We start from the raw sequence: 20,619 nt of genomic DNA on the forward strand, positions 1-20,619 counted from the left end.
GGTCATACTCACAAAGCAGTTAAGTAACATTTACTTAGCTGCTTTTTTTGTGCATGGCGCAAGCATAACGGCTTTTTCACCAAAGAGGTGCAAATGAGCGCAAGTTAAAACCTTAACCTTATGAATAAAAACACTTTTTACACTTGGTTTTAAACTTGCTTAGTTAACGCTATAGCAACTGAGTGAGTACACAATTATGGCGCGAATGAGTTATATAAGTAGTGTTGAGCGCTACCATGAGTATGAGCAAGTAATACACAGCTTGCTTGACTCTATTTTAATGAGTATTGAAGATGGGCTTAACAAAAATCGAGATACGCGTTTTTTAGTAAAGCAATATCCCTTTTTAGAGCTGCAATATTGTTTAAACGAATCTGGGCTTCAGCAAGGCAATAACGTTTGCTTTAAGCGTGCCTATAAAAAATTGGCTGAGCAAGGTAATCAGCAAGACTTAAGTGAGCGCCCTTACTTTTTACAATCTAAACAAACCGATTCGGTGTGCTTTACCGATCCGTATATTTCTATCGCAACTAATCATTTATGTATTTCGGCTATTAAAGAGCTAAAAAAGCCAATTAACCAGCAGCATTATTTAGTGTTAGACGTATGCTTAACCCAGTTAATTGAGTTTGTAATGGGAGACAGCGCGCGTGCCGGTATTTCGCCTTATTTTAAAGCGGGTTATGGGGTGATTGTGGCGTGTTTATTTACTTTGGTACTCTTTTTACTGAGCATAGTATTTAACGATATATATGCATTATTAACCCACTTTGACTCAGCGTCTGATCCCCTCGAGCCCTTTAGCATTATTATATATATTACATTAGCGTTGGCCGTGTTTGATTTGGGAAAGACCATTCTCGAAGAAGAGATTTTAATGCATAAGGATATATTTAGGCACTCTTCTACACGGCGCACAATTACCCGGTTTATATCTACCGTGCTAATTGCAATATCTATTGAGGCGCTATTAACCATGTTTAAGGCAGCGTTGGGGCAGGCTGAATACTTATTACCGGCCATTGCGATGATGCTTGCGGTGGTAGGGCTTTTAATAGCCTTGGCTATTTATGTGTATTTAGGGGCAAAAGCCGAAACCTTACTAATGCGGGCGCGCTCAAAATTAAAATCCTCCAAGTAGGAGGATTTTAATGCGATTGGTATGATTATTATTTAGCTTTAAACTTTACCTGCTAATGCGGCTTATCTTGCTCGCGCTTTGCTTTAAAGTCTGAGTCACTCGTCCATGTAGGCCAATCGCCATTGTTAGCAAGCTTTGTGGCTATATCAACAATAAGCTCTATGTCTTGCTTTACGCCACCTAATGACCACTGAGGCGAGTAATCGTCGGCTTCTTTATGGTATTTATGCGCAATGTAATCAGGGTCGGTATCGCCAAGGCTCATAAATAATAAACTCGGCACACCTTGCTTAGCTAAAGAAAAATGATCTGATCTAAAAAACAAACCGTTTTGCGGGCGAGGGTCCATTTTAACAACGCGACCTTGCGCTTTTGCCGCGTTTGCTAGGTAGTTTTCTAGGGTGGATAAATCGTTACCGTATTGCAAAATGTAATCGGTGCCATCTAGCACGTTCATTCCGTCAATATTTAATAGCCCGACCATTTGTTTAGTGGGCACAACGCCACCGGTTGCAAACTCTTGCGAGCCAATGAGGCCAGTTTCTTCTGCGGTAAAATTAGCAAATAAAATAGAGCGTTTAAACGGTGTTTGCTGGTGGATTTGATTCATAATGCGGGCAATTTCAAGTGTGGCCGCTGTGCCAGAGGCGTTATCCACTGCACCGTTATAAATTTTAGGGCCGCTGTCGGTTTGCTTGGTACCAAAATGATCCCAATGAGCACCTATTACCACGTACTCATTAGGGGCGTCGCTTCCTGTAATTTGCGCAACTACGTTATGTGATTTGGCATGCGATACTTCGTTTTTAAATGAAAGGTTGGCTGTTAAATTAAGCGCTGTGGCTTTAAAGTCATCACTTAAAGCCTTTTGTTTTAAATTTTGATAGTTAAGCTGTGCGGCATTAAAAATTTGCTCAGTAGTATTAAGTGTTAGCCAGCCCATAACTGGGAGCTTAGAAGCGTTTAGGTTATTGTCCATCAGGGTGTATTTAGTCCCTGTGTTTGAGCTTTCAACCACGCCCCAAGGGTAAGCCGCAGGGGCAGTTTCGTGCACAATAAATACCGCTTTGGCACCTTGGCGTGCGGCTTCTTCGTATTTGTAAGTCCAGCGGCCGTAGTAGGTCATAGCGTTACCTGTAAATAACGCATCGTTTTGTGTAGCAAAGCCAGGGTCGTTTACCAATACAATAACGGTTTTACCTTCAACATTAATGTTTTCGTAATCGTTCCAGTTGTATTCGGGGGCATTAATACCGTAGCCCACAAATACAATGTCAGAGTTTCGTACATCTATTACTGGCTGTAATTGCTCTGTACGGGCGGTAAAATCGTTACCTGCTTTAAACTTTAAGTCGCCCACCTGCAATTGCATATTTTGATTGGCCGTGACCATTGCCATTTTTACCGGCTGTAAAAACTTGCCATTGTACGCCCCAGTTAAACCCATAGCTTCGTATTGCTCGCTCAAGTAACCCACTGTTTTTACTTCACCATGAGTAAGTGGGCCGCGACCTTGAAAGTCATCAGAGGCGAGCGTTTTTATATGCTGTTTAACGTTATTTAGGCTTACGCCGGGCGTATTTTCTAAAGAAGAGTGCTCGCTTGCAGGTTCAGAGCAACCAAAGAGAGCGACTAGCAGGCTTAGGCTAGCGCTTTTAAAAAGAGTAGAGGCCATAGTTTTCTGAATAGTTTTAAAAATTGGCTTTTAATATAAAGGAAGCACTGATGTGAGTCGAATATTTATCATCTTGCCAGTTCTATTTTTCAAAAATTGAAAATTGCCGGTGTAGGGTGTATAAATAATCGACAACAATAAATGGAGCACACACAATGAGCCAATCTAAAAAAAGCGGATACCTGTTTATAGGCAGCGGCGTAGCATTTTTTGCAGCAGCTTTGCTCGCACAGCAAGCGATGTTTTTTGCTTTAGCTGCATCTTTTGTAGTGTTAGGTACAATTAGTATAAAAAAAGCGGCTTAATAGCCGCTTATTTAATTAACACCTTGTAATAAATACCTTTAAAACACCTACCAAATTAGTTTTTCCACCATTTATGGGTTATTGCAGCGTCGGTAGGGGTAAATATTTGTCCAAACTCGGGTGTACTCAATGTTACGTTATTTATGTTGCTTGCAGCCGTTACTCGTTCAAATGGGTCAACCCAAGCATGAAACGCCAAGTCAAACGTACCGTTATGAATAGGCACTAAAGTTTTACCTTGTAAATCAATATGAGCTTGAACCGATTGCTCTGGTGTCATGTGTATATCGGCCCAATCTTTGTCGTAGGCGCCTGTCTCAATTAGGGTTAAATCAAAAGGACCGTACTTGTTACCAATTTCTTTAAAGCCTGCGAAATAACCCGAATCACCACTAAAATAAACACTTTGCTGGGAGGTTTTAATAACCCACGAACCCCAAAGTGTGTTGTTTGCATCACTTAATCCACGGCCCGAAAAATGCTGGGTAGGAGTAAAGGCAACTAATGCATGTTCGGTTTGTAACTCCTGCCACCAGTTAAATGTGCTAATTTTGTTTTCATTCACTCCCCACTTAACTAAATCGGTATCTACACCAAGTGGCACATAAAACTGCTTAGTTTTTGCAGACAGCTTTTTAATAGCTGATTTATCAAGGTGATCGTAATGGTTGTGCGAAATAAGCACCTTATCGATTGGTGGCAGTTCGCTAATACTAATAGGTAATTTAGAAAAGCGCTTTGGCCCTACAAAAGAAAAAGGAGATGCGCGCTCACTAAATACCGGATCGAGTAACCAGTATTCGCCATGCACTTTTAAAAGCACGCTAGAGTGGCCAAGTTTAATGACATGCACAGTATTATTTGCAAGGGAGTTAAGCATTTTTGCTGTAACACTTTTAATTGCAATGGGCTTTTTAGGTGTAATGTTGGTACGCTTTTCTGTTATGTAACGCCCTAAAATTCCGAGTGTTTTCTTAAAGCTATTCGGCTCAACCTGTTGATGGTTATGAAATCTACCATTTTCGTAGTTATCTACATTAGGTGCTTCATTAACACCTTGCGCAACTATCTGTTTATTCACGCTACAACCTCCAAAAACAATGATGGCGATGATCACAACTACCCATCTTATAAATGTCATCGTTAAACCTTAAAGTAAACTAGTGAGTGTAGTTTTTCATTGTTTTGATGAAAAGTAAACTATACAGTGCATTTTTTTATTGTTTAGTTAAAATGTAGCTATTAACAATTGCAGAACCCATTATGAAATTATCAGAAAAAAAACGCATAAATATTCTTCAAGCAGCAGAGCATCTGTTTTTTGAAAAAGGTGTAGAGCACACTAGTATGGATCAAGTTGCTGCAAAAGCGGAGGCTTCTAAGCGAACTGTTTATAATCACTTTGCGACAAAAGAAGAGCTATTTCAGGCTATTTTAACGACTATGCTGGCTAAAATTAATCATGGTGATGTTATTTACTTTAATAAAAATCAACCAATTGATTTGCAGCTTACTGCTATTGCCGAGCAAGAAGTGGCTATGCTTACATCGCCTGATTTTTTACGTTTAGCTAAAATTGCCTTTATGCAAATGCTACAAGAGCCGCAGCTAGCAAAGTCTTTAAGTAATAATACTATGGGGTGTATGACTTATTTAGAAGATTTTTTAGAGCAAGCTAGAACAGCAGGTGTTTTAAAAGGTGATGAGCTAAATATAGCTGCTAAACAGTTTGTGTATCAATTAAAATCGTTTGTGTTTTATCCGCTACTTTATGGTTTTGAAACAATAACAGAGCAGCAAAATAATAAAGTAATTGAACAAACAGTCAGCTTATTTCTGGCTAAATATAAAGCATAAACTTAAAACGTAAAAAACCAGCAAATAGCTGGTTTTAATAATATAGCAAGTAACTAATTACTCATCTGCGTATTTTACGCGAATTTTGCTTTTATCAACGCTTAATTGATTAAGTGCTTTAATAGCGCTTCTACTTTCTATGTCGTTTGGCATTTCTACAAAGGCAAAACCTTTTGATAAACCAGTATCTTTATCAAGCACCAAGTTACAGGTAGTTACTTTACCGTGTGCTGCAAACAACGTGCGAAGGTCTTGCTCTGTGGTAGCGCGAGACAAATTACGAACTAATAATTTCATATATAACCTAAATAAGGGGTTCGCTGCGGATTATCTCAAGTAACTTGGTTTTAACCTAATTTTATTTTAACCCTTTTATTTAAAGTTGTTTTTCACAAATAGCTCAGCTAACAATTATAAAACCATACTGGTAATAAAGATCTAGTTATTAAAACGAATAATTGGTAAGTTATATTTTACTTTATTTACTTACCATTAACCTGGGCTGGTTGTTTATGTCAAAGTTTGGCTTGCGTGTTTTAACTATTACTTGTGTTTGTTCTTTGGGTATTTTAGCTGTAGGGTGCGGCAGCTCAGGGTCAAAAAGTGAGCCTGTAAATGCATCGGTTGTAGCGCAAAACGCCGCAGTAATTAGCGGTCAAACAGCTGTAAGTATTGAAAATACCCGCGATATAGCAATTACAGGTGAACTATCTATAACGGATGCACAAGCCAATGAGGCAGTATTTAAAACGCAAAGCAATAACACCACAGCTTATGGTTTATTTAGCTTAACTGAGGATGGTAATTGGTCATATACACTTAATGGCGAGCATGCCACTGTGAGTGCATTAAACGAGGGCGAAACCTTACTTGATGAAATAACCGTCACATCGGCAGATGGCACCGAAGCGACAGTGTCTATAAGCATTATAGGCACTGCAGGCCGTGATGATTTTATAGTAACGCAAGAAACAACCCTCAATGCCGATGGCGAAAACACAGGGCTAAGTGCTTATACATTAATAGAAAATGCGTTTAGTGAAGGTGCAATTGAATCGCCTGATATGTATAGCGGGAATCATCAAGATGTTGTGCATATTATTGAAGATACTGACTCAACTGTAGGTAATCACTTTGTGTTTTTAGCACATCGTGATGAAGACCAAGATAAAGATAAGGGCGAAACTGACCGCCAGCGCAACGAAATAAAAGCCTTTGATAAATCGCCCGCCGCAACACTTGCCTTTAAAGACGAAACCGTACAATACAGTTGGAAGTTTAAAGTCTCTAGCGAGCTTGAGCTAAGTAGTAAATTCAGTCACTTTTTCCAAATAAAAGCCCGTAACGATAGCAACGACAATACCAATGGCAACGACGACCAACCTATTATTACGCTCTCTGGTGCACAAAAAAACAGTACAGGTAATCAGCTGCAAGTACGTTATAGCGCAGGCTTTGATGAAAACGGTAACAGCACAGGGCTTGATAAAAACCTTATCGAAACCGACTGGTCACTCATTACTGATGAATGGATAGCGGTATTTGTACAAGCTACTTTTAGTGAAGCGGGGCAATTTGAAATGACCCTAACCCGCTTAAGTGACAACGAAGAGCTATTTAGCATTAGCGAGCAAAACATAGATATGTGGCGTGGCTTTAGCGATGATGACTTTGCCCGTCCTAAATGGGGTATCTATCGTTCAATAGTCGAAACCGATAGCCTTCGCGCTGAAGAAGAGCAGGTACGATTTGCTGATTTTGTGATTAAAAAAGGCGTTTTAGCGCAGTAAATATTTGCCTAGTTTTTTATCGTGGCTACTTACACGTTGTTGAATAATAGCCACTATGTGGCGGCGTATCCACTGCAAACCGGCATCGTTGTCTTGGCGCTTATGCCAAATAACAGAGACGGGTGTTGGTGGCGTATCAATAGGGCTTTTTAAAACCACGAGCTTATTGGTAAATATTTCCTGCTCAAGCGCTATTGAGGGAATGACACAAATAAGATCGGTATTTTTAAGAATATTAGGTACATTTGCCGCGTTATTTACCGTCATCGCTACTCGGCGTTTTAACCCTAATACTCTTAGTGCTTGATCAGATGGCCCTAAAATATCGCCCGTAATTGATACTAATAAATGATCTGTATTAGCAAAGTCAGTAATACTTAAAGGGGCATTAGCAAGCGGGTGGTCAGGGCGCATAAGTACAACATATTTCGGCTTTAATAAGTGCTCGGCTCTAATAACGTTTTCAGACAGGGTGTAGCGATTAATTGCCAGTTCGGCTTCGGCGTCTTTAAGTACATTGGCAGCCTCTACCGCCCGATTAGGGATTGCATGGATATTAATACCTGGGGCCTGCTGCTCAATAATTTTACGAAGAGGCCCCCATATCATTTCTACAAATATATCAGCGGCAGAAATACGAAAAGTGCGCTGCGCTGTCGCTGGGTTAAATTCACTTTGGTTTATAGCATGCTCTAATGATCCAAGTGGCCCCTGTATTTGCCCCCATAAATTGTTAGCAAATGCAGTAGGTTGAATATTTCGGCCATCTTTTATAAATAACTCTTCTCCCCACGCTGCGCGCATACGTGCAAGCGCGTTAGATACCGCAGGTTGTGTCAGCGATAATTGCTCTGCTGCACGAGTGATACTGCCTTCAGTCATGATGGCATCAAAAATCATTAGTAAATTAAGCTCTTGAGGACGCATATAGCACCGTTAAAAATTTTAAATGTTAGATTATTTTACATCATTTTTAGTGATGTGTTTTATACAATAATATAATTATTTTTATGCTTTTACCGCGTTCATAATATAAGCAGATTTTAACACAACTCGTACAGCAAGAGAGTTAACCATGTCAGCTATATATAAATTTACATACACGTTTATTATTGCGCTATTAGCGATAATACTGGGTGCATGCAGCGATAAGCCAAGTTCTATTCAAAGTAATGATGATTCTACGCAAGGGGTGTCCGTAGAAGTGGCCGAAGTAATAAGTCAGCGAATAACCGAGTGGGACAGCTTTACAGGGCGGCTAGAGTCGCCGCAAATAGTGTCTTTGCGTCCTCGCGTATCTGGTTATATTGAAGCGGCAGTATTTGAAGAGGGTGAGCTGGTAAATAAAGGCGACACCTTATTTTTAATTGATAGCCGCGAATTTAATGCACAAGTAAACCGCCTAACAGCGCAACTTGATGAAGCAAAAAGCCGCTTAAAACTAGCAAAGCAAGATTTTAATCGAGCTAAAGAGCTATTTAAAAGTAAATCAATATCTAAAGAGTTATTAGAGACCCGAGGCGCAGAGGTTGACCAAGCAAATGCCTACGTAGCACAAAGTAATGCATCCCTTGAGCTTGCACAGCTAAACAAAACCTTTACACGCGTAGAAGCGCCTATTTCTGGGCGAGTGTCTCGTGCGTTAATTACCGAGGGCAACTATGTCAGTGCAGGGCAAACTGTAATGACCTCTATTGTCTCTACTGAGCAAGTATATGCCTATTTTGATATTGATGAAGCAACATGGCTTAACTATCAACAAGCACACCTTGATAACAATCAATCTACCGCGTTACCTGTGGCGATGCGTTTAGCGAATGAGCAAGATTACCAACACTGGGGCAAGCTTGATTTTGTTGATAACCAAGTAAATACCCAAACCGGTACATTACGCGTGCGGGCTGTATTTAATAATCAAGACGGCGCGCTTTTACCTGGGTTATTCGCCCATTTAAAGTTAGCAGGGGGCAATACTGAGCAAGGTATTTTAATTGCTGAGAAAGCCATTGGTACTGATTTAAATAATAAATACGTTTTAACGGTTGATGAGCAAAATAAAGTGCAATACCGTGCCATTACTTTAGGCGACAAAGTGGGTGAGCTACGAGTTATTAAACAAGGTTTAAAAAGCGGCGAACGCATAGTAGTTAATGGCTTGCAGCGCGTGCGCTCTGGCGTACTCATTACGCCAGAGTTAATTAATATGGCAAAGCAAAGTACTTTAAACGAGTTACAAGCTTGGCAGCAAAAGGTTGATAATCAAAACCGCTTAGCCAATGCCGAGCCAACACTTGAAATAGGCATGTAATAATGAATTTTTCTCAGTTTTTTATTCATCGACCTATTTTTGCAGCGGTTTTATCTATTCTTATTTTTATAGGGGGTGCCATAGCTATATGGCAGTTACCTATTACAGAATACCCAGATGTAGTACCCCCCACGGTTGTTGTTACAGCTAACTACCCAGGTGCAAATCCTAAGGTAATAGCCGAAACCGTGGCCACAGTGCTTGAACAAGAGATAAACGGCGTAGAAAACATGCTGTACCAGTCATCGCTTGCAAACTCTGCCGGCACCATGACATTAACAGTCACCTTTGCGATAGGGAGCGATCCTGACGAAGCAACTACTTTGGTACAAAATAGGGTAAATAGAGCAATACCTCGCCTCCCAGAGGAAGTACAAAGGCTAGGTGTGGTCACCGAAAAGTCATCACCTAACCTTACCCTCGCGGTACATATAACTTCGCCTTCAGGGCGATACGACAGTTTGTACCTGTCTAATTATAGCGATCAATTTATAAAAGATGAGCTAAAGCGCATTAATGGCGTGGGCCAAGTACGTGTATTTGGCGCAGGCGATTACAGTATGCGTGTGTGGCTAGAGCCTAACAAATTAGCGGCGCTCAATTTAAATCCAAGTGATGTAGTCAATGCTATTCGCTCGCAAAATCAGCAAGCTGCGGCAGGAAGCCTAGGCGCACAACCCATAGGCACCAGTGAGTTTCAATGGCTTATCAATGTAGAAGGGCGCTTAATAGAGCAAGATGAATTTGAAGAAATAATCGTAAAAACGGGCGATAACGGCGAAATTACACTGCTAAAAGATGTTGCTAGAGTAGAGCTAGGTGCAGATAGTTATACCCTTAGGCCACTTCTTAATAATGAATCCATTGCCGCTGTGCCTGTTTTTCAAGCGCCAGGCTCTAATGCATTACAAATTTCTGACGATGTGCGCGCTAAAATGGCTGAATTGTCGGCGCTATTTCCAGAGGGCATGAGCTATGAAATAGTGTATGACCCTACCGTATTTGTAAGGGGCTCTATTGAAGCCGTAGTCGATACATTATTTGAAGCGGTTTTATTAGTTGTGTTGGTCATTGTGCTGTTTTTACAAACATGGCGAGCATCTATTATTCCGCTGGTGGCAGTGCCAATTTCATTAGTGGGCACCTTTGCTTTTATGCATTTAATGGGATTTTCACTTAATGCGTTGTCGTTATTTGGCTTGGTGTTAGCAATCGGTATTGTTGTTGATGATGCCATTGTTGTGGTCGAAAACGTTGAAAGGAATATCAGTGAGGGATTAAGTCCTATTGATGCAACCACTCAAGCAATGAAAGAAGTAACAGGGCCTATTATTGCCACTACTTTAGTGCTTGCTGCGGTGTTTATTCCTACTGCGTTTATGAGCGGTTTAACAGGGCAATTTTATCGTCAATTTGCTCTTACAATTACTATTTCAACAGTGCTTTCTGCCATTAACTCGCTTACGTTAAGCCCCGCGCTGGCTGCGTTATTACTCAAACCTCATGGGCAAGACAACGATTGGTTAAGCCGTGCCATTAATAAATTATTTGGCCGTTGGTTATTTGCGCCTTTTAACAAAATGTTCGATAAAGCCTCGGGTAAATACACAGGAGCCGTTGGCCGAATAGTGCATAAGGGCGGCATAATTGGTGTGCTATACGTTGGTTTACTGGCCTTAACGTGGCAGCAGTTTGAAAATACGCCAACAGGGTATGTTCCACCGCAGGATAAAATGTATCTCGTCGCTTTTGCGCAATTACCTAATGCAGCATCGCTAGATCGCTCTGAAGCAGTGGTTCGCCAAATGTCAGAGATAATCAGGGCGCACCCAGGCGTTAGTGACGCTGTAGCCTTTGCAGGTTTAAGCATTAATGGTTTATCTATAAACCCAAGTTCGGGGATGATGTTTACACCGTTAGAGCCGTTTTCAAAGCGGCAGGGCCCGCGCATGTCGGCAGCTGAAATAGCGGAAGATTTAAATAAACAACTTAGTCAAATAAAAGGCGCTAATGTTGCTATATTTCCGCCTCCTCCAGTAAGGGGAATGGGCACTATTGGTGGCTTTAGGCTGCAGCTTGAAGATAGAGGCTCATTAGGGTTTGACACCTTGCAGCAAGTAACAAATGAAGTCATTGCTAAGGCTAAAGCCGATCCCGCTCTTGCTAATGCGTTTACCAGTTTTACAACCGACGTACCGCAGCTAGATGTAAAGGTAGACCGTAAAAAGGCGCTAAGCTTAGGGCTTGAAATAAACACCTTATTTGAAGCAATGCAAGGCTATTTGGGCACAGTTTATGTGAACGACTTTAATTTATTTGGTCGCACGTATCAGGTAAATGTGCAGGCCGATGCACCCTACAGAGAAGATGTAGAGCAAATTAAGCAATTAAAAGTGCGCAATAAAAATGGCGATATGATCCCCCTTGGCGCAGTGCTTAGTATTGAACATAGTTTAGGGCCAGATAGAGTAATGCATTATAACGGCTATGTTACGGCTGAGGTTAACGGCGTACCCGCACCAGGGTATAGCTCTGACCAAGCTAAAGCCGCAATAGAAAAAATACTCGATGAAACATTGCCAATGGGTATTGCGTATGAGTGGACAGACATAACCTATCAGCAAATTTTAGCGGGCGATACTTCAATGTATGTATTTCCACTTATTGTGTTGCTTGTATTTTTGGTTTTAGCAGCGCAGTACGAAAGCTTACGTTTGCCTGTCGCTATTATTTTAATTGTGCCTATGACATTGCTAAGTGCGCTGATTGGTGTGGCTATTTATGGTGGTGATAATAATATTTTCACCCAAATTGGCCTAATCGTGTTGTTTGGACTTGCCACTAAAAACGCTATTTTAATTGTTGAGTTTGCAAAAGAGCTGCAAGATACCGGTATGGATGCATTTAATGCCATTAAAGAGGCGAGCCGGTTGCGATTACGCCCAATATTAATGACCTCAATAGCATTTATTATGGGGGTTGTGCCTATGGTGTTCTCATCGGGAGCAGGCTCTGAAATGCGCCAAGCTATGGGCGTTGCGGTATTTTCTGGCATGATAGGCGTAACGGTATTTGGCTTAATACTTACACCTGTGTTTTATTATATACTTAAACGCAGTGGTAAAAATTAAACCGACAAAAAAGCCCTTAGCAATTTAATTGCTAAGGGCTTTTTTAATGCGTTTTAAAAAGTAACTATTTTACTTCTTTACCTGCAGCTTGTTGGTCAGCGTGATAGCTTGAACGAACAAATGGGCCAGAGGCAGCATGCGTAAAGCCAATTTCATCAGCGTATTCTTTTAGTGCGTCAAATTCCGCTGGTGGCACGTAACGTTTAACTGGCAAGTGATGCTTAGAAGGCTGTAAGTATTGGCCAACGGTAAGCATGTCAACGTTATGCGCACGTAGGTCACGTAATACTTCTTCTATTTCACTAATTTCTTCACCTAGGCCAACCATTAAGCCAGACTTAGTTTTTACCTCTGGGTGCGCTTCTTTAAAGCGACGAAGTAATTCTAACGACCATTTATAATCGGCACCCGGGCGCGCAAGCTTGTACAAACGCGGGGCAGTTTCTAGGTTGTGATTAAACACATCAGGTGGCGTTTCAATTAAAATCTCCAGTGCGCGGTCCATACGACCACGAAAATCTGGCACTAAAATCTCAATAGTAATGGTTGGATTGTGCTTACGGATTTCGCGAATACAATCGGCAAAATGCTGTGCGCCGCCATCACGTAAATCATCACGGTCAACCGAGGTAATAACCACGTAGCTAAGCTTCATGTCTTTAATTGTCAGTGCAAGCTTTTCAGGCTCTGCTGCATCAGGTTTTAGTGGGCGACCATGGGCAACATCACAAAATGGGCAACGACGAGTACAAATAGCACCTAAAATCATAAAGGTAGCAGTACCGTGGTTAAAACACTCAGAAAGGTTAGGGCACGAGGCCTCTTCACATACTGAGTGTAAGCCGTGCTTGCGCATAGCTTGTTTTATACCGTCGATACGCTCGGTAGATTTTGGTAAGCGAATTTTAAGCCACTCTGGCTTGCGCAACATTTCAGTTTTTTCTGTAGGTAAAACTTTAACGGGGATCAACGCCATTTTTTCTGCGTCGCGTAGTTTTACACCTGGTTCCATTTTGACTGGTTTATTCATTCGTTTTCAAACCCTTCAGTATGCTTAACCTGTGTTGCATTAAGCTTCTTTATCATGTGTTTTACCAGCCCTTCACCTGCTTGTGCTAAGTTTTGAGGGCCGTTTAATTCTTTCGTTTGCACCATGTTCATGCCGGCATAACCACACGGGTTGATGCGTAAAAACGGGCTTAAGTCCATGTTAACATTTAATGCTAATCCATGAAACGAGCAACCACGACGAACACGTAATCCTAATGATGCAATTTTACTGTCGTTTACGTACACACCGGGTGCATCGGCCTTTGCGTAGGCTTTAATATCATACTCATTAAGGGTATCAATAATGCACTCTTCAAGCCATGTAACAAGCTCGCGCACACCAATTTTTAAGCGGCGCAAGTTAAATAATACATACATCATTTGTTGGCCGGGGCCATGGTAAGTAACTTGCCCGCCACGGTCTACCTTTATGACTTCTATGTCACCAGGGGCGAGTAAATGCTCATCTTTACCAGCTTGGCCTTGTGTAAATACACTCTCGTGCTCTACAAGCCAAATTTCATCTGGCGAGCTGTCGTCACGGGTGTCGGTATAGGCTTGCATTTTTTGCCAAATTGGCATGTAACGCTGACGGCCTAGTTGGCGTACGATTAAAGTGTTTTCGTTCACAACAAGTCTCAACTATGGCTTAAAGCATATGGCGTACGTCATCAATGTTGCTGATCACGTTGTAAATTTCTTCTATGTGTTTACCGCTTGTCACTGTGGCAACAAACGTTACCGACTCATAATTGCCTTTACTGCTTGGCTTTACTTTTGGTGCGTAGTCACCAGGTGCAATAGGTTGTAATTTAGCTAAAATTTGTTCCGTAAGGTTAACGTTTGCTAAACCCATAACTTTAAATGTGAACGGACATGGGTACTCAAGGTACTCATCAAATTTAGTATTTTTAACAGGTTGAACCACGACGGTGACTCCTCAAACAAAAATGTTGGCTACGTGAGATAATATCAATCCGCAATAAGACTTAATCATTTTACGGGGCTAAACGTGTTGCTACCTGCGTTAAAAAATGCTCATTTAGAACAACTAAATAGCGATTTATTAGCCAAGTTATCAACACGTTTTTCCAGCCTCAAAGTAGATTACTTAATTAACCGAATTGGTATAACGCTAAGCGTGACTGGCAGGTTTAGGGTGATCCTGCTTATATGGGGCGCATTCTAGCATTTTTCAAGCAAAAAAAAACGCCTCATAACAGAGGCGCTTCGTTTAACAACCCATCGACTGTCGGGTTATTTTTACGTTTACATAATTTGTAAACGTAAGTAGTCGTAAATTTTGCTAAAGAAGCTGCCTTCTTCCACTTCTTCAAGTGTAACTAGTGGGTATTGTGCAATGTCTTCGCCCTCTAGTTGTAAGAATAACGTACCTACTTTAGTGCCTTTCGCTAATGGTGCTTCAAGCGTGTTGTCTAGCTCAAAGTTAGCTTTAAGGTTTTTATGTTGACCACGTGGAATGGTAATTGGGGTATCTTCTAAAATTCCTAACGATACATTTTCTTTATTACCCATCCAAATACGTTGCTCTGCAAAGCTGTCGCCTGCTTTGTAAGGTGTAATTGTTTCAAAAAAGCGAAATCCGTAGTTAAGTAGTTTTTTGCTTTCTACTTTACGTGCGCGCTCGCTTGATGTGCCCATAACAACCGCAATTAAACGCATGTCGTTTTTAGTCGCAGACGTTACTAAGCTATAACCTGCCTCTGATGTGTGACCCGTTTTAATGCCATCAACATCTAGGCTTTCATCCCATAACAAAGAGTTACGGTTATATTGTTTAATACCGTTGTAAGTAAACGATTTTTGCTTATAAAGTGCGTACTCATCAGGTACATCACGAATAAGTGCAGCGCCTAGGGTCGCCATATCACGTGGGGTAGTGTAATGCTCGTCTGTATCTAAACCGTGGCTATTAATAAAGTGGCTATTGCTCATGCCTAATTTAGCGGCATGGGCATTCATTAAATCAGCAAATGCGCTTTCGCTACCTGCAATGTGCTCAGCCATGGCTACACACGCATCATTACCAGATTGAATAATAATACCGTGATTAAGCTCATCAACACTTATTTGCTTGCCTACTTCAATAAACATTTTTGACGATTCAGGGAAGTTTTTAGCCCAGGCTTTTTCGCTCACTGTAACCATATCGGTTGGTGCAATGTTACCGGCGTTTATTTCTGTACCAATTACATAACTGGTCATCATTTTAGTTAAGCTTGCAGGGGCTAGCTTTGTATCAGCTTCACCTTCAGCAATAACTTTACCTGTTGTAAAGTCTACTAAAAAATAACCTTTTGCATTAATTTGAGGTGGAGCCGGAATAATTTGGGCGCTGGCTGAAAATACGGCGGCTGTGCAAACTAAGCCGCATACACCTTTGAGGATTTTATGTTTAATTGATTTCATCATACTCATTAATGGTTAAAGTTAAAAATTCGCGTTAGTCCATCTTATACCCAAACTACCCCGAGATGCGAGCGTCGTTGGAATTAAAAACAACTTAGACAAGGCATTGATTGTCAATAATAGTCACTCTATTGTTCAAATCAATAACGCAGTATAAATCGTTTTTAAACCACGCTTTAGGGCGTTTCACTGAGGCTGATTTTCTGTGTTGTTATTTTTTAAAAGGGATTGCCATTTAAAAAATAACACCTAGATTTTAAGCCCCAATACAACGCTGAATCCTACATTTTGGCGTGGTTTAGGTATTTGTCTTACTGAGTGTAAAGCAAGAACGCGTTTTGAAATTGGTTTTGTTTTAATTTTTTTAATACGTCTTGTGCATGCTGGGCATCTTTAATCGGGCCCAAATGCAAACGATAAATGTTGTCTGCTTTTACTATATTAGTAGGTACTTGATACTGCAGGCGTAATGTAGAAGCTAATGCTTCAATATTGCTAAGCGTACTACCCGCAGCTACCTGTATATATGTTTTACGTGCAGGAATGCTGTCGAGCGTAATCGCCTCTAGCTTAACCTTGGCTGTACCGTGAGTGTAATAGCCTAATTTATAAGCAGCAGCATACGAAAGATCTATTATTCTGTCATCATGAAACGGCCCACGGTCGTTTACACGTACAATCACCGATTTATTGTTGGCAGTATTAGTAACGCGTACAAAGCTTGGCAGGGGTAAGGTTTTATGCGCAGCGCTCATGGCAAACATATCGTAAATTTCACCGTTTGAGGTATGGTAACCATGAAACTTACGGCCGTACCACGAAGCGATCCCTTCTTCTGTATACCCTTTTTCATCAAGCATTGGCGTATAACGTTTGCCTAATACCTCGTAGGGGCGACTTGCACTGGCACTTTTTTTAACATCCACCACAACGGCATCTTGCATTTCAAGTGCGGTTGGCGCGCGTAAAGGTGCGGCGTCGTGCTCCATATGATAACGACTATTAGAGCCGCTACTACATGCGCTTAACATAAATATTAAGGCTGAAATAAATAACAGCTGGGTAGGCTTATTCATTATTTTAAAAGCATCCTTTTATCTGTCGCAATTGACATAATAATGCCAAATCCGGCCATTAACGTCACCATAGAGGTGCCGCCATAACTAATAAGGGGTAAAGGTACACCTACAACAGGCAACAAGCCCGATACCATGCCTATATTTACAAAAATATAAACAAAAAAGGTGAGGGTAAGGGCGCCGGCCAATAATTTACCAAACGCATCTTGCGCGTTTACCGCAATGTATAAACCACGGCCGATAATAAATAAGTACAGGCTTAATAAAACACACACACCAAATAAGCCAAACTCTTCACTTAATACCGAAAATATAAAGTCGGTATGGCGCTCTGGTAAAAATTCGAGTTGTGATTGCGTGCCTTGCAACCAGCCTTTACCTTCTATACCACCTGAGCCGATGGCTATTTTGGATTGAATAATATGATACCCCGAGCCAAGCGGATCGCTCTCTGGGTCTAAAAACGTTAATACGCGCTGCTTTTGGTAGTCGTGCATACCGTAGTGCCAAAATGGCCATGCAGCCAGTGCGACAATCGAGCTTAAAAAGCCAATTAAACGCCAGCTTAAACCCGATAAAAACAACACAAATATTCCTGAGCTGGCAATTAAAATTGAGGTGCCTAAGTCGGGCTGTTCTTTAATTAATAAGGTAGGCAGCATCACGATGACAAAGCCAATAATTAGGTGTAATGGACGTGGCGGAAGTTGGTTTCGGCCAATATACCAAGCCACCATCATAGGGACTGCCAGCTTCATAAGTTCTGAGGGCTGAAAGCGAGTAATACCTAAATTTAACCAGCGCTGAGCGCCTTTTGAGCTCACGCCAAATAGCAATACGCCCACCAACATGAGTAACCCAACACAGTAAAGGGGGATCACTAAGCGTTTAAGAGTCGCGGGGGAGAACTGTGCAAGCACTATCATGCCTATAATAGCGCCGCCCATACGGGTGATATGGCGGATCATCATGGCCGAGTCTTGGCCGCTTGCGCTATATACTATGGTGATACTGCCTGCCATCATAAGTAATAAGGCAATTAGTAACGGTAAGTCTAAATGCATGCGCATCCATATCGAGCGCTGGGTGTTTAATACGGTCATTGCGCTGTATTCCTAGCAACTTCTATTGGGTTTGCTGCAAAATAGTAATCCATTAGCTCACGTGCAATAGGTGCACCCACAGAGCTTCCGCCACCGGTGTTTTCTACCACAATTGAAACCACAATTTTAGGGTCGTCATACGGAGCAAAACCAATATAAATCGCGTTATCGCGTTGGCGCTCCTTTAGTGATTTTGCATCGTAACGCTCACCTTGGGCAATACTCACTACTTGCGCAGTGCCTGTTTTACCCGCAGGGTCATAATTAGCGCCTTTAAAAGCACGGTGGGCCGTTCCTGTTACTTTTTTTACGGTATTGTGCATGGCATCGAGCGCGATACGCCAGTTATCAGGGTTATTAAGTACCACAGGCGGTTTTTCTTCGTTATTAATTTGCGTCACTTGGTCTTCTTTTTTAGCCACTTGTGCTAAATGCGGCGGGTGGTTTATGCCTTTATTAACCAATATGTTAGTCGCGTTAGCAATTTGAATAGGGGTGGCAGTCCAATACCCTTGGCCAATCCCCACTGAAATAGTATCGCCACGCCACCAGGACTCTTTAAAGCGGCCTTCTTTCCACTCTTTTGAGGGCAGTATGGCTGTGGTTTCTTCGTGTATGTCTATTCCCGATAAGTCACCAAAGCCAAAGCGGGCCATAAAATTACTAATTTTTGTTATGCCTAAGCGGTATGCCGCATCGTAAAAGTAAGTATCGCACGACTCTTCAATCGCTTTGTAAACATCTACGTGGCCGTGGCCCCAACGTTTCCAATCGCGCCATTTATGTTCAACATTCGGTATTTGAAAAAAACCAGGATCCCACACCGAGGTGCTTTCACTGACAATGTTTTCTTCAAGTGCCAGTATGGCCATATGTGGTTTTACAGTGGAAGCCGGCGCATAGCGCCCTTGAGTGGCACGGTTAATAAGAGGGCGGTCGGGGTTTAGCAGTGCTTTATAATCTTTACTGCTAATACCATGGACAAATAAATTAGGGTCGTAACTTGGGTTTGAATAAAGTGCTAATACGCCGCCATCTTTGGCATCCATTACTACAACCGCGCCGCGCATATCTTTAAGCGCATGTTGGGCTATTTGCTGTAAACCTATATCTAAGGTAAGCACTAAATCACTGCCTGGCTGCGGGGGGGTCATACTTAATGTACGAATAACACGGCCGCGGTTATTCACTTCAACGCGTTGAGAGCCGACTTGGCCATGCAAAAGCTGCTCGTAATATTTTTCTATGCCAAGCTTACCAATATCGTGCGTTGCGCGGTAATTTGTGGCTTGGTCTTCTTGTTCTAACTTATTAAGTTCTTTGCGGTTTAGTTTTGCAACGTAGCCTAATGCATGGGTTAGCGTATCGCCATATGGGTAAAAGCGTGCAAGGCGCGCCTCAATGCTAAAGCCCGGAAATTTATGCTGATTAACCGCAAATTGGGCCACTTCGGTTTCATCTAAGCGGGCTTTTAGTACTTGCGACTTAAAACGACGCGTATGCTTTATGTCATCAATAAAGTCTTTTTTTTGCTGCTCGGTAATCGTAATTATTTTGCTAACTTGCTCAAGCGATTTAGCTAAATCGTCGACCTCTTCAGGAATAACCTCGAGGTTATAAACGGGTTTGTTTTCAGCAAGCAGTACACCATTGCGGTCGTAAATGAGGCCACGGTTTGGCGCAATAGGAATGACTTTAATACGGTTATCGTTAGAGCGGGTTTGATAGTCGGTGTGTTCTTCTACCTGAATGGTATAAAGATTAGAAAGCAAAATTGCCACTAAGCCTAAAACAAAAATAAAACCCACAAATGCGCGCCGTGCAAATAAGTTTGCCTCAGCGGAATGGTCTCGTATTGTGGGTCTTTGCTTAATCATAACAAGGCGCTACTCGCGATGATAAGGATGGTTGTTATTTAAGCTCCAGCCTCGGTATAGGCTTTCGGCAACAATAATACGCACTAAAGGGTGCGGTAACGTTAAGTTAGATAACGACCATTTTTGCTCAGAGGCGGCAATGCACTCAGGGGCTAACCCTTCAGGGCCGCCAATAAGCAAACTAACGTCGCGGCCATCGAGCTGCCACTTTTCCATATTTTTAGCAAGCTGGTGAGTATCAAGTGGTTTACCTGTTACCTCTAGGGTAACAATGCGATTGCCTTTTGGAATAGCGGCTAAGGTTTTTTCACCTTCGGTGTGTAAAATGCGTTTAATATCGGCATTTTTACCGCGTTTACCGGCCGGAATTTCTATTAACTCAAGCGCCATATCTTTAGGAAAACGGCGTTGGTACTCTGCAAATCCGGTTTCTACCCACGCTGGCATTTTTGTGCCAACGGCAATCATTTGTATTTTCACGTAATACTTCCAAGCTCAATTAAAAAATAGTGGCGCTTAGCCCCACAGTTTTTCTAGATCGTAATAGCTACGTGCGTGATCTTGCATCACGTGTACAACTACATCACCTAAATCTACCAGTACCCATTCGCCTTCGTCTTGACCTTCGTAACCTAAAGGTTCTTCGCCAGCGTGGCGAGCTTCTTTTGCTACGTTATCGGCAATTGATTGCACATGACGCTTAGAAGTACCCGAACACACAACCATGTAATCGGTAATGTCTGAGCTGTCACGTACGTCTAGTTGTACCACGTCGCGTGCTTTCATATCGTCAATTTTGTCTAGTGCAAAGGCAAGTAGTTGTTTCGAATCCAAGGTATTGTCTCAATTTTAAATTTAATAGCGTGCATTTTA

The 20,619-nt window shown here is 41.7% G+C and carries 19 protein-coding genes; 6 read left to right on the forward strand and 13 right to left on the reverse strand.

The window, feature by feature from the left end; genetic code table 11:
* Window positions 1-196 precede the first annotated feature (196 nt).
* On the forward strand, window positions 197-1,141 hold the full coding sequence (locus AN395_RS04375) for an EAL-associated domain-containing protein (RefSeq protein ID WP_054982213.1): 945 nt from the start codon (window positions 197-199) through the stop codon (window positions 1,139-1,141).
* A 52-nt stretch (window positions 1,142-1,193) separates the two neighbouring features.
* On the opposite strand, the gene AN395_RS04380 is transcribed toward AN395_RS04375, so the two are convergent.
* On the reverse strand, window positions 1,194-2,816 hold the full coding sequence (locus AN395_RS04380; protein ID WP_054982214.1) for a M28 family metallopeptidase: 1,623 nt from the start codon (window positions 2,814-2,816) through the stop codon (window positions 1,194-1,196).
* A gap of 155 nt (window positions 2,817-2,971) precedes the next feature.
* On the opposite strand from AN395_RS04380, the gene AN395_RS19505 reads away from it, so the two are divergent.
* Window positions 2,972-3,121 carry a hypothetical protein gene (locus AN395_RS19505; RefSeq protein ID WP_024033773.1) on the forward strand — a complete coding sequence of 50 codons (150 nt, stop codon included), beginning with the start codon at window positions 2,972-2,974 and terminating at the stop codon, window positions 3,119-3,121.
* A gap of 55 nt (window positions 3,122-3,176) precedes the next feature.
* Here AN395_RS19505 and AN395_RS04385 read toward each other — a convergent pair whose 3' ends face one another.
* A complete protein-coding gene (locus AN395_RS04385) occupies window positions 3,177-4,202 on the reverse strand; it encodes an MBL fold metallo-hydrolase (protein WP_371370264.1) in 1,026 nt (341 codons plus the stop codon).
* Between the two features lie 182 nt (window positions 4,203-4,384).
* Here AN395_RS04385 and AN395_RS04390 point away from each other — a divergent pair, with 182 nt between their 5' ends.
* Window positions 4,385-4,978, forward strand: a complete 594-nt coding sequence (locus tag AN395_RS04390) for a TetR/AcrR family transcriptional regulator (RefSeq protein WP_024033771.1) — start codon at window positions 4,385-4,387, stop codon at window positions 4,976-4,978.
* 57 nt (window positions 4,979-5,035) lie between these two features.
* On the opposite strand, the gene AN395_RS04395 is transcribed toward AN395_RS04390, so the two are convergent.
* Window positions 5,036-5,275, reverse strand: a complete 240-nt coding sequence (locus tag AN395_RS04395; protein WP_024033770.1) for an RNA recognition motif family protein — start codon at window positions 5,273-5,275, stop codon at window positions 5,036-5,038.
* 215 nt (window positions 5,276-5,490) lie between these two features.
* Here AN395_RS04395 and AN395_RS04400 point away from each other — a divergent pair, with 215 nt between their 5' ends.
* Window positions 5,491-6,768 carry a VCBS domain-containing protein gene (locus AN395_RS04400; protein ID WP_054982660.1) on the forward strand — a complete coding sequence of 426 codons (1,278 nt, stop codon included), beginning with the start codon at window positions 5,491-5,493 and terminating at the stop codon, window positions 6,766-6,768.
* On the opposite strand, the gene AN395_RS04405 is transcribed toward AN395_RS04400, so the two are convergent.
* On the reverse strand, window positions 6,757-7,695 hold the full coding sequence (locus tag AN395_RS04405; protein ID WP_024033768.1) for a LysR family transcriptional regulator: 939 nt from the start codon (window positions 7,693-7,695) through the stop codon (window positions 6,757-6,759). The two genes, AN395_RS04400 and AN395_RS04405, sit on opposite strands and share 12 nt — an antisense overlap.
* Window positions 7,696-7,843: 148 nt before the next feature.
* On the opposite strand from AN395_RS04405, the gene AN395_RS04410 reads away from it, so the two are divergent.
* Both AN395_RS04410 and AN395_RS04415 read left to right on the forward strand, forming a co-directional pair.
* A complete protein-coding gene (locus AN395_RS04410; protein ID WP_054982215.1) occupies window positions 7,844-9,076 on the forward strand; it encodes an efflux RND transporter periplasmic adaptor subunit in 1,233 nt (410 codons plus the stop codon).
* 2 nt (window positions 9,077-9,078) lie between these two features.
* A complete protein-coding gene (locus tag AN395_RS04415; RefSeq protein ID WP_054982216.1) occupies window positions 9,079-12,207 on the forward strand; it encodes an efflux RND transporter permease subunit in 3,129 nt (1,042 codons plus the stop codon).
* A gap of 64 nt (window positions 12,208-12,271) precedes the next feature.
* Here AN395_RS04415 and lipA read toward each other — a convergent pair whose 3' ends face one another.
* The 9 genes from lipA to rsfS form a co-directional block, all read right to left on the reverse strand.
* Window positions 12,272-13,237 carry a lipoyl synthase gene (gene lipA, locus AN395_RS04420; protein WP_004585911.1) on the reverse strand — a complete coding sequence of 322 codons (966 nt, stop codon included), beginning with the start codon at window positions 13,235-13,237 and terminating at the stop codon, window positions 12,272-12,274.
* A complete protein-coding gene (gene lipB / locus AN395_RS04425; RefSeq protein ID WP_004585912.1) occupies window positions 13,234-13,887 on the reverse strand; it encodes a lipoyl(octanoyl) transferase LipB in 654 nt (217 codons plus the stop codon). Before lipB ends, lipA begins: the two co-directional genes overlap by 4 nt.
* A 19-nt stretch (window positions 13,888-13,906) precedes the next feature.
* On the reverse strand, window positions 13,907-14,185 hold the full coding sequence (gene ybeD, locus AN395_RS04430) for a DUF493 family protein YbeD (protein WP_024033764.1): 279 nt from the start codon (window positions 14,183-14,185) through the stop codon (window positions 13,907-13,909).
* A 341-nt stretch (window positions 14,186-14,526) separates the two neighbouring features.
* Window positions 14,527-15,687 (reverse strand): serine hydrolase, encoded by a 1,161-nt coding sequence (locus AN395_RS04435; RefSeq protein WP_004585914.1) that lies wholly within the window; start codon window positions 15,685-15,687, stop codon window positions 14,527-14,529.
* 311 nt (window positions 15,688-15,998) lie between these two features.
* On the reverse strand, window positions 15,999-16,763 hold the full coding sequence (locus AN395_RS04440) for a septal ring lytic transglycosylase RlpA family protein (RefSeq protein ID WP_054982217.1): 765 nt from the start codon (window positions 16,761-16,763) through the stop codon (window positions 15,999-16,001).
* Window positions 16,763-17,869 carry a rod shape-determining protein RodA gene (gene rodA / locus AN395_RS04445; protein ID WP_054982218.1) on the reverse strand — a complete coding sequence of 369 codons (1,107 nt, stop codon included), beginning with the start codon at window positions 17,867-17,869 and terminating at the stop codon, window positions 16,763-16,765. The genes AN395_RS04440 and rodA overlap by 1 nt, the downstream gene beginning before the upstream one ends.
* Window positions 17,866-19,746 carry a penicillin-binding protein 2 gene (mrdA, locus tag AN395_RS04450; protein ID WP_004585917.1) on the reverse strand — a complete coding sequence of 627 codons (1,881 nt, stop codon included), beginning with the start codon at window positions 19,744-19,746 and terminating at the stop codon, window positions 17,866-17,868. The genes rodA and mrdA overlap by 4 nt, the downstream gene beginning before the upstream one ends.
* Before the next feature lie 9 nt (window positions 19,747-19,755).
* The gene (rlmH, locus tag AN395_RS04455) at window positions 19,756-20,226 is read right to left on the reverse strand and encodes a 23S rRNA (pseudouridine(1915)-N(3))-methyltransferase RlmH (RefSeq protein WP_004585918.1); all 471 of its coding nucleotides are present in this window, start codon (window positions 20,224-20,226) and stop codon (window positions 19,756-19,758) included.
* A 36-nt stretch (window positions 20,227-20,262) separates the two neighbouring features.
* The gene (gene rsfS, locus AN395_RS04460) at window positions 20,263-20,580 is read right to left on the reverse strand and encodes a ribosome silencing factor (RefSeq protein ID WP_024033760.1); all 318 of its coding nucleotides are present in this window, start codon (window positions 20,578-20,580) and stop codon (window positions 20,263-20,265) included.
* Window positions 20,581-20,619: the final 39 nt, after the last annotated feature.

Source organism: Pseudoalteromonas sp. P1-30 (assembly GCF_001400005.1).
In the GTDB taxonomy this organism is placed as follows: domain Bacteria; phylum Pseudomonadota; class Gammaproteobacteria; order Enterobacterales; family Alteromonadaceae; genus Pseudoalteromonas; species Pseudoalteromonas atlantica.

Excerpts from the sequence above, each read along its gene's own strand:
- AN395_RS04380 (WP_054982214.1), bottom strand. The coding sequence starts at position 2,816 with ATGGCCTCTACTCTTTTTAAAAGCGCTAGCCTAAGCCTGCTAGTCGCT.
- AN395_RS19505 (WP_024033773.1), top strand. The coding sequence starts at position 2,972 with ATGAGCCAATCTAAAAAAAGCGGATACCTGTTTATAGGCAGCGGCGTA.
- AN395_RS04400 (WP_054982660.1), top strand. The coding sequence starts at position 5,491 with ATGTCAAAGTTTGGCTTGCGTGTTTTAACTATTACTTGTGTTTGTTCT.
- AN395_RS04395 (WP_024033770.1), bottom strand. The coding sequence starts at position 5,275 with ATGAAATTATTAGTTCGTAATTTGTCTCGCGCTACCACAGAGCAAGAC.
- lipA (WP_004585911.1), bottom strand. The coding sequence starts at position 13,237 with ATGAATAAACCAGTCAAAATGGAACCAGGTGTAAAACTACGCGACGCA.
- mrdA (WP_004585917.1), bottom strand. The coding sequence starts at position 19,746 with ATGATTAAGCAAAGACCCACAATACGAGACCATTCCGCTGAGGCAAAC.
- AN395_RS04415 (WP_054982216.1), top strand. The coding sequence starts at position 9,079 with ATGAATTTTTCTCAGTTTTTTATTCATCGACCTATTTTTGCAGCGGTT.
- AN395_RS04440 (WP_054982217.1), bottom strand. The coding sequence starts at position 16,763 with ATGAATAAGCCTACCCAGCTGTTATTTATTTCAGCCTTAATATTTATG.
- AN395_RS04410 (WP_054982215.1), top strand. The coding sequence starts at position 7,844 with ATGTCAGCTATATATAAATTTACATACACGTTTATTATTGCGCTATTA.
- rodA (WP_054982218.1), bottom strand. The coding sequence starts at position 17,869 with ATGACCGTATTAAACACCCAGCGCTCGATATGGATGCGCATGCATTTA.
- AN395_RS04375 (WP_054982213.1), top strand. The coding sequence starts at position 197 with ATGGCGCGAATGAGTTATATAAGTAGTGTTGAGCGCTACCATGAGTAT.
- AN395_RS04390 (WP_024033771.1), top strand. The coding sequence starts at position 4,385 with ATGAAATTATCAGAAAAAAAACGCATAAATATTCTTCAAGCAGCAGAG.
- AN395_RS04405 (WP_024033768.1), bottom strand. The coding sequence starts at position 7,695 with ATGCGTCCTCAAGAGCTTAATTTACTAATGATTTTTGATGCCATCATG.
- AN395_RS04435 (WP_004585914.1), bottom strand. The coding sequence starts at position 15,687 with ATGAAATCAATTAAACATAAAATCCTCAAAGGTGTATGCGGCTTAGTT.